A 16562-nucleotide genomic window follows, 5' to 3' on the forward strand; every position below is an offset into this window, starting at 1 on the left:
TATCCGGCCTACAACACGCTATACGTAGGCCGGATAAGGCGGTACGCCGCCATCCGGCACATTCTCATTTATCGCGCGACTGCGTCCTGAATCTTCTCTTCTGCTTTCCAGATACGGTATTTTACTTCTACGTTTTCCGGGGTGTAGACCACAATCGGTAATTTGCTGTTGTAACGCAACATACCGTCGTCACCTAAATGAGCGGTAATAAACTTCTTCTCTTTCTTGCCGTCCGGGCAGGCCATCATGGTTGACACCGGAGAGGTAACTTTGTCGAATACGTAGTAGTCGTAACCCCAACCTTCCAGCGTTTTGCTGTCCAGTTCTCCGCCCAGGCGATGCTGGTTGCAGTCAACGTCCAGCGTTTGGCCGATCAGCAGTTCTACCTTTAGAGTAGATTCATCTTTCTCAGGAGTAAGCTGGATAACCTGGCGTTTCATCCCTTTGTCTGCTTTCGGATACGGGGCGACTTTTTCCAGCGGCTGCGCGGGAGTATCACTGGTTGCTGCCCATGCAGAGGTGCTGGCAAACGTGGCTAGCAGGATGGCAGGGACGATGGTCTTCATCTTATTGTTCACAGTGTTTCCTTTCTTCTGTCTTCTGAACGTGTTTTTCGCAGATTAACATATTCACATGCGCTATTAATCTAAATTTACTTATATTTAAGGTGTATTAATTGAATGTTTAATTATTAACTAGAGATATGTGCTAAGAATTATCCTATTTTTAAGATTATTCTCTTGTATATGTATTCGCTATATAATTGTTTATATAACTCATTGAAATGTGAGTAAAAGCGCGTTTTTTTATACCAACCCTACACTCTTTTGATCCGGCAACAGCATTTACCCCGATTGGGGTATGCACCTCTAACACATCCTGAAATATCTTACTGTTAAAAATAACTACTCATAAATAGTGCGGTTACTTATTGTCGTTCAACCCGCTCAGGGAGAGCGTCATTTATGGAAGGACAATGTCATGGTTGATTTATCCCGTCGAGGCATGTTGACAGGTAGCTGGCGTAACGCCAGTACGGGGATCCGTCCGCCGTGGAGCATGGAAGAATCTCACTTTCTGGCGCATTGCCTGCGTTGTGACGCCTGCGTCCAGGCGTGTGAAACCGGCATCCTGCAGCGAGGCCAGGGCGGTTTTCCGAGCGTAAATTTCAAACACGGCGAGTGCAGCTTTTGTTACGCCTGCGCAGAGGCCTGTCCCGAATCACTCTTTCTTCCGCGCCACACCAGGGCCTGGGATCTGAATGTTACGATCGGTGAAAACTGTCTCGCCAATCAATCTGTAGAGTGCCATCGCTGTCAGGATAGCTGTGAACCCATGGCCATTACCTTTCGCCCCACGCTGTCCGGTATATATCAGCCACAGCTCGACAATCAAGCCTGTAGCGGATGTGGTGCGTGTGTCGCGACCTGTCCGGTATCAGCCATTAATGCGGAGTACCACCATGGACACTAACTGGCAGGTTTGCAGCCTGGTCGTTCAGGCCAAAAGTCAGCACATCAACGATATCGCTACGCAGTTACGTACATTTCCAGGTTGTGAAGTTGCACTCAGCGATGTGGAAAGCGGCCAACTGATTGTGGTGGTAGAAGCAGAACACAGTGAAACACTAATGAAAACAATTGAGTCAGTGCGCAACGTTGCGGGCGTACTGGCGGTGTCGCTGGTTTATCACCAGCAGGATGAGCAAGGTGAGGAAACACCATGAAACTCAGTCGTCGTAGCTTTATGAAAGCTAACGCCGTTGCGGCCGCTGCGGCGGCTGCCGGGTTAAGCGTGCCGGGCGTTGCCCGCGCGGTAGTCGGTCAGCAAGAAGCAATCAAATGGGACAAAGCCCCGTGCCGTTTTTGCGGTACTGGCTGTGGCGTATTGGTTGGCACCCAGCAAGGCCGTGTTGTGGCATGCCAGGGTGACCCGGAAGCGCCGGTTAACCGTGGACTTAACTGTATTAAAGGGTATTTCCTACCCAAAATCATGTACGGAAAAGACCGTTTAACGCAGCCAATGCTGCGCATGAAGGACGGGAAATATCACAAAGAAGGCGAGTTCACCCCGATTAGCTGGGATCAGGCCTTTGATGTGATGGAAGAAAAATTCAAAACGTCGCTGAAAGAGAAAGGACCTGATGCCATCGGCATGTTTGGTTCCGGTCAGTGGACCATCTGGGAAGGCTACGCCGCCGCGAAGCTGTTCAAAGCCGGTTTCCGTACCAACAATATCGACCCGAACGCGCGTCACTGCATGGCGTCGGCGGTGGTGGGCTTTATGCGTACCTTTGGTATGGATGAGCCGATGGGCTGCTATGACGATATCGAACATGCGGATGCGTTCGTGCTGTGGGGCGCGAATATGGCGGAGATGCACCCAATTCTGTGGTCGCGCATCACTAACCGTCGTCTGTCCGATCCCAACGTCAACGTTGCGGTTCTCTCTACCTATCAGCATCGTAGCTTTGAGCTGGCAGATAACGGCATGGTCTTCACGCCGCAAAGCGACCTGGTGATCCTCAACTACATCGCCAACTATATCATTCAAAACAATGCGATAAACCAGGATTTCTTCAGCAAACACGTTAACCTGCGCAAAGGTGCGACGGATATTGGCTACGGCTTACGCCCAACGCATCCGCTGGAAAAAGCCGCGAAAAACCCAGGTTCCGATGCGTCTGAGCCGATCAGCTTCGAAGAGTACAAGGCGTTTGTTGCGGACTATACGCTGGATAAAACCGCAGAAATGACCGGCGTGCCGAAAGATCAGCTGGAACAGCTGGCGCAACTGTATGCCGATCCGAAGAAGAAAGTTATCTCCTACTGGACGATGGGCTTTAACCAGCATACTCGCGGCGTATGGGCCAATAACCTGGTCTATAACCTGCATCTGCTAACCGGCAAAATCTCTCAGCCTGGCTGCGGACCGTTCTCGCTGACCGGTCAGCCTTCCGCCTGTGGTACCGCCCGTGAAGTGGGGACGTTCTCTCACCGTCTGCCTGCGGACATGGTGGTGACTAACGAGAAGCACCGCGATATCTGTGAAAAACACTGGAATCTTCCGACCGGCACCATCCCGGCGAAAGTCGGTCTGCACGCTGTGGCGCAGGACCGTGCGCTGAAAGACGGCAAGCTGAATGTCTACTGGGTGATGTGTAACAACAACATGCAGGCCGGGCCGAACATCAACGAAGAGCGTATGCCGGGTTGGCGCGATCCGCGCAACTTTATCATCGTGTCCGATCCGTATCCGACTGTCAGCGCTCTGGCCGCCGACCTGATCCTGCCGACCGCAATGTGGGTAGAAAAAGAAGGGGCCTACGGTAACGCCGAGCGTCGTACTCAGTTCTGGCGTCAGCAAATTAAAGCGCCGGGTGAAGCGAAGTCTGACCTGTGGCAAATGGTGCAGTTTGCCCGTCGTTTCAAAACCGAAGAGGTCTGGCCGGAGGAACTGCTGGCACAGAAACCGGAGCTGCGCGGTAAAACGCTGTACGACGTCCTGTTCGCCACGCCTGCGGTGACGAAATTCCCGCTGACGGAACTGGCTGACGATCAGCTGAACGATGAATCCCGCGAACTGGGCTTCTATCTGCAAAAAGGGCTGTTCGAAGAGTACGCCTGGTTTGGTCGCGGTCATGGTCACGATCTGGCGCCATTTGACGATTACCACAAAGCGCGCGGTTTACGCTGGCCGGTGGTCGACGGTAAAGAGACCCAGTGGCGCTACAGCGAAGGTAACGACCCTTACGTGAAGGTGGGCGAAAGCTACAAGTTCTACGGCAAGCCGGATGGCAAAGCGGTCATCTTCGCGCTGCCGTTTGAACCCGCCGCAGAAGCACCGGATAAAGAGTATGACCTGTGGCTCTCCACCGGTCGCGTGCTGGAGCACTGGCACACCGGTAGCATGACGCGCCGCGTGCCTGAACTGCACCGCGCCTTCCCGGAAGCCGTCCTGTTTATTCATCCGCTGGATGCGAAAGCCCGCGATCTGCGTCGTGGCGACAAGGTGAAAGTGGTTTCCCGTCGTGGCGAAGTGATTTCGATTGTTGAAACCCGCGGTCGTAACCGTCCACCGCAGGGGCTGGTGTACATGCCGTTCTTCGACGCCGCACAGCTGGTGAACAACCTGACGCTGGATGCGACGGATCCGCTCTCTAAAGAGACGGATTTCAAGAAGTGTGCCGTGAAGCTGGCGAAGGTGTAACGCGTTATGTCCCGGTCAGCAAAACCCCAAAATGGCCGCCGCCGCTTTCTGCGCGATATGGTTCGCGCAGCGGGCGGGCTGGCCGCCGTTGGCGTGGTGCTGGGGTTGCAACAGCAAACTGCACGTGCAACCGGCGTGCGGTTGCGCCCGCCAGGGGCATTGGCTGAAGACGCCTTTGCCAGCGCCTGCGTGCGCTGTGGACAGTGCGTTCAGGCTTGCCCGTACGACACGCTGAAACTGGCGACGCTGGCCTCCGGGCTGGCAGCGGGGACGCCGTATTTTGTCGCGCGCGACATTCCCTGCGAAATGTGTGAAGACATCCCGTGCGCCAAAGTCTGCCCAAGCGGCGCGTTGGACAAGGAGATCGAATCCATTGACGATTCACGCATGGGACTGGCGGTACTGCTGGATCACGAGAACTGCCTCAACTATCAAGGGCTGCGCTGCGATGTCTGTTATCGCGAATGCCCAAAGATAGACGAGGCCATCACCCTGGAACTGGATCGCAATATGCGCACCGGTAAGCACGCGCGGTTTATTCCGACCGTACACAGCGATGCCTGCACTGGATGCGGTAAATGTGAAAAGGTCTGCGTGCTGGAACAGCCGGCAATAAAAGTGCTGCCGCTGTCGCTGGCGAAAGGGGAGTTGGGACACCATTACCGCTTCGGTTGGCTGGAGGGGAACAATGGCAAATCGTAAACGTGATGCCGGGCGTGAAGCGCGGGAGAAAAAAGGCTGGTGGCGCAGCCACCGTTGGCTGGTGCTGCGTCGTCTGACGCAGTTTTTGGTGCTGGCAATGTTTCTCAGCGGCCCGTGGTTAGGGGTGTGGATCCTGCATGGCAATTACAGCAGCAGCCTGTTGCTGGATACCATCCCATTCACCGATCCGCTGATTACGCTGCAAAGCCTCGCCAGTGGACATCTGCCTGCGACCGTAGCGTTAATCGGTGCTGCACTTATTACGGGGCTGTATGCCCTGGCCGGTAAGCGGTTGTTTTGCAGCTGGGTCTGCCCAATGAACCCGGTCACTGATTTGGCAAGTGTATTACGCAGAAGGTTTGACCTGAATCAGTCTGCGACTATTCCGCGCCATATACGGTACGTCCTGCTGGTCGTTATCCTGGTGGGATCCGCGCTGACCGGTACGCTGCTGTGGGAATGGATAAACCCGGTCTCTTTGCTGGGACGTAGCCTGGTAATGGGATTCGGTAGCGGTATCCTGCTGATTATTGCACTGTTTTTATTTGATTTACTGGTTGTTGAGCATGGCTGGTGCGGGCACCTTTGCCCATTAGGCGCGCTGTATAGCGTGCTGGGAAGCAAAGGGGTGTTAACCGTGTCAGCAAAAGAACGCGAGAGATGTAACCGCTGTATGGATTGTTTTCATGTTTGCCCGGAACCGCATGTGCTACGTGCCCCGGTGCTGGATGAGCAAAGTCCGGTGCAGGTAACCAGTCGCGATTGCATGGGTTGCGGTCGCTGTGTGGATGTCTGTTCTGAGGATGTTTTTACAATAACAACACGATGGAGTTCGGGAGCGAAATCATGAAAAGCCATGACCTGATTAAAGCGCTGAGTCAAATGGCGGCCGCGCTGGCCCTGGTAGTGAGTGGGGCCGTTTGGGCTGCAAACGGAGTGGATCTGAGCCAGTCACCGGAAGTCTCGGGGACCCAGGAAGGGGCGATTCGCATGCCGAAAGAGCAGGAGCGTATGCCGCTGAACTATGTTAACCAGCCGCCGATGGTCCCGCACAGCGTTGACGGTTACCAGGTAACGACCAACACCAACCGCTGCCTGCAATGCCACGGCGTCGAAAGCTATCGCACCACCGGCGCGCCGCGCATTAGCCCGACGCACTTTATGGATAGCGATGGCAAAGTACTGGCGGAAGTCGCGCCGCGTCGCTATTTCTGTCTGCAGTGCCATGTCCCGCAGGCGGATGCTGCACCGATTGTCGAAAATACCTTCACCCCCTCGAAAGGTTACGGGAAATAAGAGGTCATTATGGAAAATTCTAACCGTAAACCAGGCTGGATTAAGCGCGTCTGGCAATGGTGGCGTCGCCCCAGCCGTCTGGCGCTCGGCACGCTGTTGTTAATCGGCTTTGTGGGCGGCATTATTTTCTGGGGCGGCTTTAATACCGGTATGGAAAAGGCCAATACGGAAGAGTTCTGCATTAGCTGTCACGAAATGCGCAACACGGTATACCAGGAATACATGGAAACCGTACACTACAACAACCGCAGTGGTGTACGAGCTACGTGTCCTGATTGCCACGTCCCGCACGAGTGGGGCCCGAAAATGATCCGTAAAATCAAGGCCAGCAAAGAACTGTACGCGAAAGCACTGGGGTTGATAGATACACCGCAAAAATTTGAAGACCATCGTCTGACGATGGCGCAAAATGAATGGCGGCGTATGAAAGACAATAATTCGCAAGAGTGTCGTAACTGCCACAACTTCGAGTTTATGGATTTAACTGCCCAGAAAGGCGTGGCGGCTAAAATGCATGACCAGGCCGTAAAAGAAGGGCAAACGTGTATTGACTGTCATAAAGGGATTGCACACAAGCTGCCTGATATGCGCGAAGTCAAACCGGGCTTTTAACAGGATGTAAATAATCAGGATGCTTGAAGCCAGAGAACTGCTCTGTGAGCGAGATGACAGAATACTGTTTAGCGAGCTGTCATTTCGCGTTAACGCAGGGGAATGGGTGCAAATTACCGGAAGTAACGGTGCGGGGAAAACGACCCTGTTGCGGTTGCTTACCGGGCTGGCTCGTCCTGATGCCGGAGACGTTCTCTGGCAAGGTCAACCGCTGCATCAGGTGCGGGACAATTTCCATCAGGAACTGCTGTGGATCGGACATCAGCCGGGGATAAAAACCCGGCTTTCGGCGTTGGAGAATCTGCGGTTTTTCCATCATGATGGCGATATCGCCCAGTGTCTGGAGGCGCTGGCACAGGCAGGTCTTGCCGGATATGAAGATATTCCGGTCAATCAGCTCTCCGCCGGGCAGCAGCGTCGTGTTGCGCTGGCTCGCCTGTGGCTAACCCGTGCCCGACTGTGGATCCTCGATGAACCGTTCACCGCGATTGATGTTAATGGCGTTGAGCGTCTCACCCAACGTATGGCACAGCATACGGAGCAGGGCGGAGTTGTTATTCTGACGACTCACCAACCTCTCAATGTAGAAACCAATAAAGTGCGGCGCATCGCGCTGACCCGCGAGAGGACAGCACAATGATGTGGCGAATTTTCCGTTTAGAACTGCGGGTTGCGTTTCGTCATAGTGCGGAGATCGCCAATCCGTTATGGTTCTTCCTGATTGTGATTACGTTATTCCCGCTGAGCATTGGCCCAGAGCCACAGCTGCTGGCGCGCATTGCGCCGGGGATTATCTGGGTGGCGGCATTACTGGCGTCGTTGCTGGCGCTGGAACGCTTATTCCGTGATGACCTGCAGGACGGTAGCCTTGAGCAGCTGATGCTGTTGCCGTTACCGTTACCGGCTGTGGTGCTGGCGAAGGTGATGGCGCATTGGGTAGTGACTGGCCTGCCGCTGCTGATCCTCTCGCCGTTGGTGGCGTTGCTGCTGGGCATGGATATGTACGGGTGGAAAATTATGGCGCTAACCCTGCTGCTCGGCACGCCAACACTGGGTTTTCTCGGGGCACCGGGCGTGGGGTTAACGGTGGGATTAAAGCGTGGCGGCGTATTGTTAAGTGTACTGGTGCTACCGCTCACGATTCCATTACTGATTTTTGCTACCGCCGCGATGGATGCTGCCTCAATGCACTTACCCGTTGAAGGCTACATGGCGATTCTGGGCGCACTGTTGGTTGGCAGCGCAACGTTAAGTCCGTTTGCGACAGCGGCGGCGCTACGTATTAGCGTGCAGTAACTGTAGGCCGGATAAGGCGCAAGCGCGACCATCTGGCACCAAGGTAATTTCATTTGTTTTGCTTGAGTCTGGTGACTGAACTATGTGGAAAACACTTCATCAACTGGCGATGCCCCCACGGCTCTATCAGATCTGTGGCTGGTTTATCCCGTGGCTGGCCATTGCCAGCGCAGTGGTACTGGTAACGGGCTGGATCTGGGGATTTGGCTTTGCACCCGCGGATTATCAGCAGGGACAGAGTTATCGCATCATCTACCTGCACGTCCCGGCGGCAATCTGGTCGATGGGCATTTACGCCTCAATGGCGGTTGCCGCGTTTATCGGCCTGGTCTGGCAGATGAAAATGGCCAACCTGGCGCTGGCGGCGATGGCGCCCATTGGTGCGGTGTTTACCTTTATTGCCCTGGTGACCGGTTCTGCATGGGGTAAACCGATGTGGGGAACCTGGTGGGTGTGGGATGCCAGACTCACCTCTGAACTGGTGCTGCTGTTTCTCTACGTTGGCGCGATTGCGCTGTGGCACGCATTTGATGACCGCCGTGTAGCAGGGCGTGCCGCGGGGATTCTGGTGCTGATTGGCGTGGTGAACTTACCGATCATTCACTACTCGGTAGAGTGGTGGAATACGCTGCACCAGGGGTCAACCCGTATGCAGCAAAGTATCGACCCGGCTATGCGCGCGCCGCTGCGTCTGGCGATCGTCGGTTACCTGTTACTGTTTGTCACGCTGACGCTGATGCGCATGCGTAACCTGATTTTGTTGATGGAAAAACGCCGCCCGTGGGTGAGTGAACTGATCTTAAAAAGAGGCCGCCAATGACCCCTGCATTTGCATCCTGGAGTGATTTTTTCGCCATGGGCGGTTACGCCTTGTATGTCTGGCTGGCCGTGGCGATGAGCGTTATCCCGCTGACGGTGCTGGTACTACATTCCGCGCTACAGCACCGCGCGATTTTACGCGGCGTGGCGCAGCAGCGGGCAAGAGAAGCCCGCATGCGTGCGGCGCAAGTACAACGGGAGGCGGCGTGAATATTCGACGTAAAAATCGGCTATGGATAGCCTGTGCGGTACTGGCGGGCCTGGCATTGACCATCACGCTGGTGCTTTACGCGCTGCGTTCCAATATCGACTTGTTCTATACGCCGGGCGAAATCCTCTACGGCAAGCGTGAAACCCAGCAGATGCCAGAAGTCGGCCAACGTCTGCGCGTGGGTGGCATGGTCATGCCGGGCAGTGTAAAGCGTGACCCGCAATCGCTGAAGGTGAATTTCAGCATCTATGACGCCGAAGGCGTGGTGGATGTGACGTATGAAGGCATCCTGCCGGATCTGTTCCGTGAAGGGCAGGGCGTCGTTGTTCAGGGTGAGCTGGGCGAGGGGAATCATGTTCAGGCAAAAGAAGTTCTCGCCAAACATGATGAGAATTACACCCCGCCGGAAGTCGAAAAAGCGATGCAGGAAAACCATCGTCGCCCGGAAAGTGTGTATAAGGATAAAACGTCATGATGCCTGAAATTGGCAACGGGCTGCTGTGCCTGGCGCTTGGCGTCGCATTGCTGCTCTCGGTTTATCCGCTGTGGGGCGTTGCGCGCGGCGATGTACGGATGATGGCCTCTGCGCGGCCCTTTGCCTGGCTGTTGTTTATCTGTGTGATGGGCGCGTTTTTGGTGTTGATTAACGCCTTTGTGGTCAATGACTTTACCGTGACCTACGTCGCCAGTAACTCCAATACCCAGCTTCCGGTCTGGTATCGTGTGGCGGCCACGTGGGGCGCGCATGAAGGCTCGCTGCTGCTGTGGGTGCTGCTGATGAGCGGCTGGACCTTTGCCGTGGCGCTGTTTAGTCAGCGTATGCCGCTGGATATCGTCGCCCGTGTGCTGGCGGTGATGGGGATGGTTAGCGTCGGCTTCCTGCTGTTTATTCTGTTTACCTCCAACCCGTTTTCCCGCACGCTGCCGGACTTCCCGATAGAAGGGCGCGATCTGAACCCGCTGTTGCAGGATCCGGGACTTATTTTCCACCCACCGCTGCTGTATATGGGCTATGTCGGCTTCTCCGTTGCCTTTGCTTTTGCCATTGCAGCGCTGATGAGCGGGCGTCTGGACAGCACCTTTGCCCGTTTTTCACGCCCGTGGACGCTGGCGGCGTGGGTGTTTCTGACGCTGGGTATTGTGCTCGGTTCGGCCTGGGCTTACTACGAGTTGGGCTGGGGCGGCTGGTGGTTCTGGGATCCGGTAGAGAACGCCTCGTTTATGCCGTGGCTGGTGGGGACGGCGCTGATGCACTCCCTGGCCGTTACGGAGCAACGCGCCAGCTTTAAGGCCTGGACGTTACTGCTGTCGATCTGCGCGTTCTCACTGTGCCTGTTGGGGACGTTCCTCGTGCGCTCGGGCGTGCTGGTGTCGGTACATGCCTTCGCCTCCGATCCGTCGCGCGGGATGTTTATCCTGGCCTTTATGGTGCTGGTGATTGGTGGTTCACTGCTGCTGTTTGCGGTACGTGGGCATAAGGTTCGCTCGCGGGTCAATAACGCACTGTGGTCGCGTGAATCGCTGCTGCTGGGGAACAACGTTTTGCTGATTGCCGCCATGCTGGTAGTCCTGCTGGGCACGCTGCTGCCGCTGGTGCATAAACAGCTGGGGCTGGGCAGTATTTCGATTGGTGAGCCGTTCTTTAATACAATGTTCACCTGGCTGATGGCACCGTTCGCGCTGTTGCTGGGGATTGGACCGCTGGTGCGCTGGGGACGCGACCGACCGCGCAAACTAAAAACGTTGCTGATTATCGCTTTTGTCACCACGCTGGTAATGTCCGTGCTGCTGCCGTGGTTGTTTGAGGATCGCATTGCCGCGATGACCGTCGTCGGCATGGCAATGGCCTGCTGGATATTTGTGCTGGCCATGTCTGAGGCATTTCTGCGTATTTCACGCGGCACGAAGCTGACGCCGAGTTACTGGGGTATGGTGTCGGGTCACGTAGGGCTTGCCGTCACTATCGTCGGTATTGCGTTTAGCCAGAACTACAGCGTTGAACGCGATGTGCGTATGAAGGCGGGCGATAGTGTCGGCATTCATGATTACCAGTTCACCTTCCGTGAAGTGAAAGATATCACCGGTCCTAACTATCGCGGCGGTGTCGCGATTATTGGCGTCACGCGTGACGGCAAACCGGAAGCGACGCTGCATGCGGAAAAACGCTTTTATAACAGCACCAGCTCGATGATGACCGAGGCGGCCATTGACGGCGGATTTACCCGTGACCTGTACGCGGCGCTGGGCGAGGAGCTGGACAACGGCGCATGGGCCGTGCGTCTGTATTACAAACCGTTTATTCGCTGGATTTGGGCCGGAGGGTTACTGATGGCGCTGGGCGGATTGTTCTGCCTGTTTGATCCGCGCTATCGCCAGCGCACGCGTCCCCGCACTGCCGGGCAAGAAAAAGCGCCGGAGGCTGTATGAAGCGCAACGCACTGTTAATTCCGTTTATTATTTTTCTCGTGATTGCCGCAGCGTTGCTGTGGCAGCTGGCACGTAACGCGCAGGGCGACGATCCTACAAATCTGGAGTCGGCGCTGATCGGTAAACCGGTACCGACATTCCGTCTGGAGTCGCTGGAGAACCCGGGTCAGCATTATCAGGCCGATGTGCTTACGCAGGGCAAGCCGGTATTGCTTAACGTCTGGGCGACCTGGTGTCCGACCTGTCGCGCTGAACATCAGTATCTGAACCAGCTTTCAGCGCAGGGCATTCGGGTTGTGGGTCTGAACTACAAAGACGATCGCCAGAAAGCTATCGTCTGGCTGAAAGAGCTGGGTAATCCGTATGCGCTGAGCCTGTTTGACGGCGACGGGATGCTGGGTCTGGATCTGGGGGTGTACGGCGCGCCGGAAACGTTCCTGATCGACGGTAAAGGCATTATTCGTTACCGCCATGCCGGCGATTTAAACGCCAGGGTGTGGGAGAGCGAGCTCAAACCGTTGTGGGATAAGTACAGTAAGGAGGCCGCGCAATGAGGTTTTTACTGGGCGTGCTGATGCTGATTGTCTCAGGTTCGGCGTTGGCCACTATCGATGTGATGCAGTTCAAGGACGAAGCGCAGGAGCAGCAGTTCCGCCAGCTTACCGAGCAGCTGCGTTGTCCAAAATGTCAGAACAACAGCATTGCTGATTCAAACTCGATGATTGCCACCGACCTGCGTCAGAAAGTGTATGAGCTGATGCAAGAAGGGAAAAGCCAGAAAGAGATCGTCGATTACATGGTGGCGCGTTATGGCAACTTCGTGACCTACGATCCGCCGCTGACACCACTGACCGTACTGCTGTGGGTGATGCCGCTGGTGGCGATTGGTCTGGGAGGCTGGATTATCTTCGCCCGTTCTCGTCGTCGCGTTCGCCTGAAGCAGGAAGAATTTCCTGACGATACCACACCGGATGGCACGCGGGGTGGATGGTGGCTGTTTGCACCTGGCGTGGTGGTGGCGCTTGTGGTGGGTGCGGTGAGCTATTACTACACCGGTAATTATAAGCAGGTAAAAGTTTGGCAGCAGGCCACCGCCCAGGCTCCGGGGTTGCTGGAACGCGCGTTGGATCCGAAAGCCGAGCCGCTGAATGAAGAGGATATGACGCGCCTGGCGCTGGGGCTGCGTACGCGGCTGCAATCTGACGCCGGAAACGTTGAAGGCTGGATCATGCTCGGGCGTATTGGCATGGTATTAGGCAATGCCAGTACGGCGACCGAAGCCTACGCTAACGCTTACCGGCTGGATCCGAAAAATAGCGATGCCGCGCTGGGTTATGCGGAAGCGTTGACCCGTTCCTCCGATCCGGACGATAACCGCCGGGGAGGAGAACTGCTGCGCCAGCTAGTCAGAAGCGATCATGCCAACGTCCGTGTGCTGAGTATGTATGCGTTTAATGCGTTTGAGCAGCAGCGCTTCGGTGAAGCGGTCGCCGCGTGGGAGATGATGCTGAAATTATTACCTGCCAACGATACCCGCCGCTCGGTGATTGAGCGCAGCATTAAACAAGCGCTGGAACAGCTGTCGCCGCAGGAGAAATAAGCGTGGAAGATGCCGGATGGCGACGCAAAGCGTCTTATCCGGCCTACCGATGCACGCAACTTGTAGGCCCGATAAGCGTAGCGCCATCGGGCAATATCTGGTTATTGCATGCCGCGTGTTTGTAAAAACAGGATGGTAGCCGCAACGCGAGAACGCACGTTAAGTTTGCGCAGCAGATTGCGAATATGCACCTTTACTGTTTGTTCGGAGATATTCAGCACTGACGCGATCTGTTTGTTTGACAGCCCCTGTGCCAGTTCGTGTAATACATCCAGTTCGCGTTCGGTCAGCATGCTGAACGGATCTTCTTCTGCGCCAAATAGCTCACGTTCACGCAGGTAGTTGCTGACGCGTTCGCTGAAGGCTTTACCGCCTTTCGCACCGCTGCGAATAGCTTCGAGCAACACTTCCGGATCGCTGTCTTTCAGCAAATAACCGTCAGCGCCAGCATCAATTAAGGCGTAAACATCGCTGGCGGAATCCGATACGGTAAGAATGATAATTTGTGCTGTGATGCCATCCCGGCGCAGCGCATTCAGGGTATCCAGTCCGCTCATACCTTTCATATTGAGATCCAGCAGGATCACATCCAGGTCAAGCCGGTTTGCCAGATCGATAGCACTCGCGCCGTCGCCTGCTTCGGCAACCACGTCAAATGCGCTATCCAGCTGCAGTAATTGACTGATTCCTCGCCGCATGAGTGGGTGGTCATCAACGATCATCACCTTAAAAGGTGTTAATTCAGGCATCTTCTTCTCCTGAGCACTCTTAATTTCGTTATATTTCGGGGCATGGGATAATCCTGATTTATCACGCAGATGATAAGGCAACGTGACCCTGCTTTTTACAGGTGCAAATAGTATATCCTGACTCAAAAAGCTCTCATTGGAATTTTTACAAAGAATACTCTTTATGACTTGAATCAAGGTGCTGCCGGTTTGCGAGACGAAATAAAAAAACCGCAACGACTGGCGCTGCGGTTGCCTTTTAATTGCTGAGCGTCATCTTAAAAATGGCGCTTAGTTTTTCTCGTTTGCCAGCGTCATCGATTTAGCGTTGGCTTTGGTAAGCAGTTTCAGCGCAAAGAGCGCCAGCAGCAGTCCACCGATACCGAAGATGATGTCGCCCGGGACACGCAGCCAGACCAGTGTTTCAACGATATGCGAGTGAATCACTTCCGGAGAGCGCGCGTACCACAGCCCCTTATCAATGCTGGCCCATGACTGATAAATCCCTACCGGCAGCAGCGAGACAAAGACCATCCACGTTAAGCCGATGTTCATCAACCAGAATGCCCATTTCAACAGAGAATCAACCCAATGGTTGTCCGGCAGCAGACCACGCAGACAGAACAACATTAGACCAATACCGAGCATACCGTATACGCCAAACAGCGCGGCATGAGCATGCGCTGCCGTCAGGTTCAGACCCTGCACGTAGTACAGTGAAATCGGCGGGTTGATGGCGAAGCCCAGCAGGCCAGCGCCGACCATATTCCAGAATGCCACGGCCACGAAGAAGAAGATCATCCAACGGTAACGCTGTACCCACGGTGCTTTACGTGCCAGTGAGTAACTGTGTGCAGCTTCAATCCCCACCAGCGACAGCGGAACCACTTCCAGTGCAGAGAAAATTGAACCCCAGGCAATGACGGAGATCGGCGCGCCGGTGAAGTACAGGTGGTGCAGCGTTCCCAGAATGCCACCAAACAGGAAGATGATGGTCGAGAACAGTGTTGCTTTGTTCGCCGCGCTACTACGAATAAGACCCAGACGACAGAAGATAAGCGCAATCACGGCGGTGGCGAAGACTTCAAAGAAACCTTCTACCCACAGGTGAACCAGCCACCAGCGCCAGTATTCAATAATGGCGTAATGCGTCTTAAAGCCCCAAATCAGGGACGTAGAGTAGAACAGGCCGATACAAATGGCTGCCAGGAACATCAGCATGATCAGACCACGGTTTTCTGATGGACGGGTGAGGGCAGGCCATAATGCACGTCCCACCAGTACCAGCCAAATCATCAGGCCGATAAACAGCAGCCACTGCCACATGCGTCCCATGTTGGTGAACTCGAGACCCTGGGCACCAATATAGAAGTTCTGTTTGGCATCCAGATAGCCCATTGCACCCAACCAGCCGAAGCCCAGCGAACCAACCACCAGAATCAGCAGCGCAACAAACAGAATATTAACGCCCAGACGCTGGAATGCGGGTTCTTTGCCGGAAATCAGCGGGGCGATATACAGACCGGTTGCCAGCCACGCGGTAGCAATCCACAGAACTGACAGCTGGGTGTGCCAGCTACGCAGTACGGTGTACGGTAAGATTTTCGATAGCGGGATGCCGAAGAAATCCTGGCCTTCCACGCTGTAGTGCGCAGTCATCGAACCGAGGAAAATTTGCACCATAAACAGGGCGATAACCACGTAAAAATATTTTGTGGTTGCGCGCATCGACGGTGTCAGCGTCAGCCGGAACAGCGGATCGCTGGCCGGGGAGACAATGGTTTCGTCTTCTTCGTTACGGAAATGGTACCAGACCAGGGCACCAATACCGCCCAGCAGCAGAATGACGCTGGCAATAGACCAGATGCCTAAGCTGGCACTTGGCGTATTACCCACCAGCGCTTCATGCGGCCAGTTGCTGGTGTAAGTGATGGTATCACCTGGGCGTTCGGTGGTGGCAGCCCAGGCGCTCCAGAAGAAGAAGGCGCCGAGATCCTGCCGGTCCAGAGAAGAGGAAAGTGTATTTTCCTTCATCGCATAGTCAACGCGCAGCGCGTGGAAATCAGGCGCGTCGCTGAACAGACCGTCATAATGCGCGGCAACCTCACGAATGGCTTTGGCGCGCTCCGGTGTAATAATGATGACATTACGCAGCGCGTCATAGCTATTATGGCGCATCTCCTGTTTCATCAGGCCGCCCGCAACCAGCTGTTGTTCTTGCGTTAGCGCATCGAACGGTTGCTGATATTTTTTCTCGGCGATGATGTCGCGTAAGGCAAGCGCTTCACGGTGCAGCCAGTCCGCAGACCAGTCAGGCGCAACGTAGCTGCCATGGCCCCAAACGGAACCCAGCTGTTGACCGCCAGATTTAAACCAGGCTTCTTGCCCATCCTGAATTTGTTCCCCGGTGAAAACCTGCTCACTATCCGTCGTGATAACTTGTGCCGGAATAGGCGGAGCCTGCTGATAAATCTCGCCGCCCAGCCACAGAAGCACGCCAAAGGACGCCAGGCAGATAACGAGAAGCGTTAGCCATAAACGCTTTGAGTAATGCATAACCTAACCTTTTTTATTGTACAAAGCCTGAGCCATCGCGACGCAGGAGGGGGAAGGTACTTTCCCCTGACATATCTTTACACATATAAACATGTATTTTAAATAC

The 16562-nt window shown here is 54.9% G+C and carries 18 protein-coding genes; 15 read left to right on the plus strand and 3 right to left on the minus strand.

Translation table 11 applies throughout. The features are described 5' to 3' along the window. Positions 1-68: 68 nt before the first annotated feature. Positions 69-566: a serine protease inhibitor ecotin gene (gene eco, locus FCH32_RS01600; RefSeq protein ID WP_096759370.1), complete on the minus strand. Its 498-nt coding sequence runs from the start codon at positions 564-566 to the stop codon at positions 69-71. A gap of 415 nt (positions 567-981) precedes the next feature. On the opposite strand from eco, the gene napF reads away from it, so the two are divergent. The 15 genes from napF (at position 982) to FCH32_RS01675 (ending at position 13172) form a co-directional block, all read left to right on the plus strand. Then, the gene (napF, locus tag FCH32_RS01605) at positions 982-1473 is read left to right on the plus strand and encodes a ferredoxin-type protein NapF (RefSeq protein ID WP_096756428.1); all 492 of its coding nucleotides are present in this window, start codon (positions 982-984) and stop codon (positions 1471-1473) included. Then, complete coding sequence (gene napD, locus FCH32_RS01610; RefSeq protein WP_096756429.1) at positions 1463-1726, plus strand: chaperone NapD; 264 nt, start codon at positions 1463-1465, stop codon at positions 1724-1726. Before napF ends, napD begins: the two co-directional genes overlap by 11 nt. Further along, a complete protein-coding gene (gene napA, locus FCH32_RS01615; protein WP_096756430.1) occupies positions 1723-4209 on the plus strand; it encodes a nitrate reductase catalytic subunit NapA in 2487 nt (828 codons plus the stop codon). Before napD ends, napA begins: the two co-directional genes overlap by 4 nt. A 6-nt stretch (positions 4210-4215) precedes the next feature. Further along, entirely contained in the window at positions 4216-4911 is a 696-nt protein-coding gene (napG, locus tag FCH32_RS01620; protein WP_174360355.1) for a ferredoxin-type protein NapG, read from the plus strand. Beyond that, positions 4898-5761: a quinol dehydrogenase ferredoxin subunit NapH gene (napH, locus tag FCH32_RS01625; RefSeq protein ID WP_115257950.1), complete on the plus strand. Its 864-nt coding sequence runs from the start codon at positions 4898-4900 to the stop codon at positions 5759-5761. Before napG ends, napH begins: the two co-directional genes overlap by 14 nt. Continuing rightward, positions 5758-6207, plus strand: a complete 450-nt coding sequence (gene napB / locus FCH32_RS01630) for a nitrate reductase cytochrome c-type subunit (RefSeq protein ID WP_096756433.1) — start codon at positions 5758-5760, stop codon at positions 6205-6207. Before napH ends, napB begins: the two co-directional genes overlap by 4 nt. 9 nt (positions 6208-6216) lie before the next feature. Next, positions 6217-6819 carry a cytochrome c-type protein NapC gene (gene napC, locus FCH32_RS01635; RefSeq protein WP_096756434.1) on the plus strand — a complete coding sequence of 201 codons (603 nt, stop codon included), beginning with the start codon at positions 6217-6219 and terminating at the stop codon, positions 6817-6819. Positions 6820-6832: 13 nt separating this feature from the next. Beyond that, positions 6833-7459, plus strand: a complete 627-nt coding sequence (ccmA, locus tag FCH32_RS01640) for a cytochrome c biogenesis heme-transporting ATPase CcmA (protein WP_096756435.1) — start codon at positions 6833-6835, stop codon at positions 7457-7459. Continuing rightward, positions 7456-8115: a heme exporter protein CcmB gene (gene ccmB, locus FCH32_RS01645; protein ID WP_003027542.1), complete on the plus strand. Its 660-nt coding sequence runs from the start codon at positions 7456-7458 to the stop codon at positions 8113-8115. The genes ccmA and ccmB overlap by 4 nt, the downstream gene beginning before the upstream one ends. Positions 8116-8197: 82 nt before the next feature. Beyond that, entirely contained in the window at positions 8198-8935 is a 738-nt protein-coding gene (locus tag FCH32_RS01650; RefSeq protein WP_174360356.1) for a heme ABC transporter permease, read from the plus strand. Then, entirely contained in the window at positions 8932-9144 is a 213-nt protein-coding gene (gene ccmD / locus FCH32_RS01655) for a heme exporter protein CcmD (RefSeq protein WP_096756437.1), read from the plus strand. Before FCH32_RS01650 ends, ccmD begins: the two co-directional genes overlap by 4 nt. After that, complete coding sequence (gene ccmE / locus FCH32_RS01660; protein WP_096756438.1) at positions 9141-9620, plus strand: cytochrome c maturation protein CcmE; 480 nt, start codon at positions 9141-9143, stop codon at positions 9618-9620. Before ccmD ends, ccmE begins: the two co-directional genes overlap by 4 nt. After that, positions 9617-11572: a heme lyase CcmF/NrfE family subunit gene (locus FCH32_RS01665; protein WP_115257952.1), complete on the plus strand. Its 1956-nt coding sequence runs from the start codon at positions 9617-9619 to the stop codon at positions 11570-11572. The genes ccmE and FCH32_RS01665 overlap by 4 nt, the downstream gene beginning before the upstream one ends. Next, positions 11569-12126, plus strand: a complete 558-nt coding sequence (dsbE, locus tag FCH32_RS01670) for a thiol:disulfide interchange protein DsbE (protein ID WP_096756440.1) — start codon at positions 11569-11571, stop codon at positions 12124-12126. Before FCH32_RS01665 ends, dsbE begins: the two co-directional genes overlap by 4 nt. After that, positions 12123-13172, plus strand: coding sequence for a cytochrome c-type biogenesis protein CcmH (locus FCH32_RS01675; protein WP_135911713.1), 1050 nt, complete (start codon positions 12123-12125; stop codon positions 13170-13172). The genes dsbE and FCH32_RS01675 overlap by 4 nt, the downstream gene beginning before the upstream one ends. Positions 13173-13273: 101 nt before the next feature. On the opposite strand, the gene narP is transcribed toward FCH32_RS01675, so the two are convergent. Together narP and FCH32_RS01685 are read right to left on the minus strand one after the other, a co-directional pair. After that, positions 13274-13921, minus strand: coding sequence for a nitrate/nitrite response regulator protein NarP (narP, locus tag FCH32_RS01680; RefSeq protein WP_115257955.1), 648 nt, complete (start codon positions 13919-13921; stop codon positions 13274-13276). A 270-nt stretch (positions 13922-14191) separates the two neighbouring features. After that, a complete protein-coding gene (locus tag FCH32_RS01685) occupies positions 14192-16456 on the minus strand; it encodes a nitric-oxide reductase large subunit (protein ID WP_146716669.1) in 2265 nt (754 codons plus the stop codon). Between the last annotated feature and the right edge of the window lie 106 nt (positions 16457-16562).

Source organism: Citrobacter gillenii (genome assembly GCF_013337685.1).
Lineage (GTDB): Bacteria > Pseudomonadota > Gammaproteobacteria > Enterobacterales > Enterobacteriaceae > Citrobacter > Citrobacter gillenii.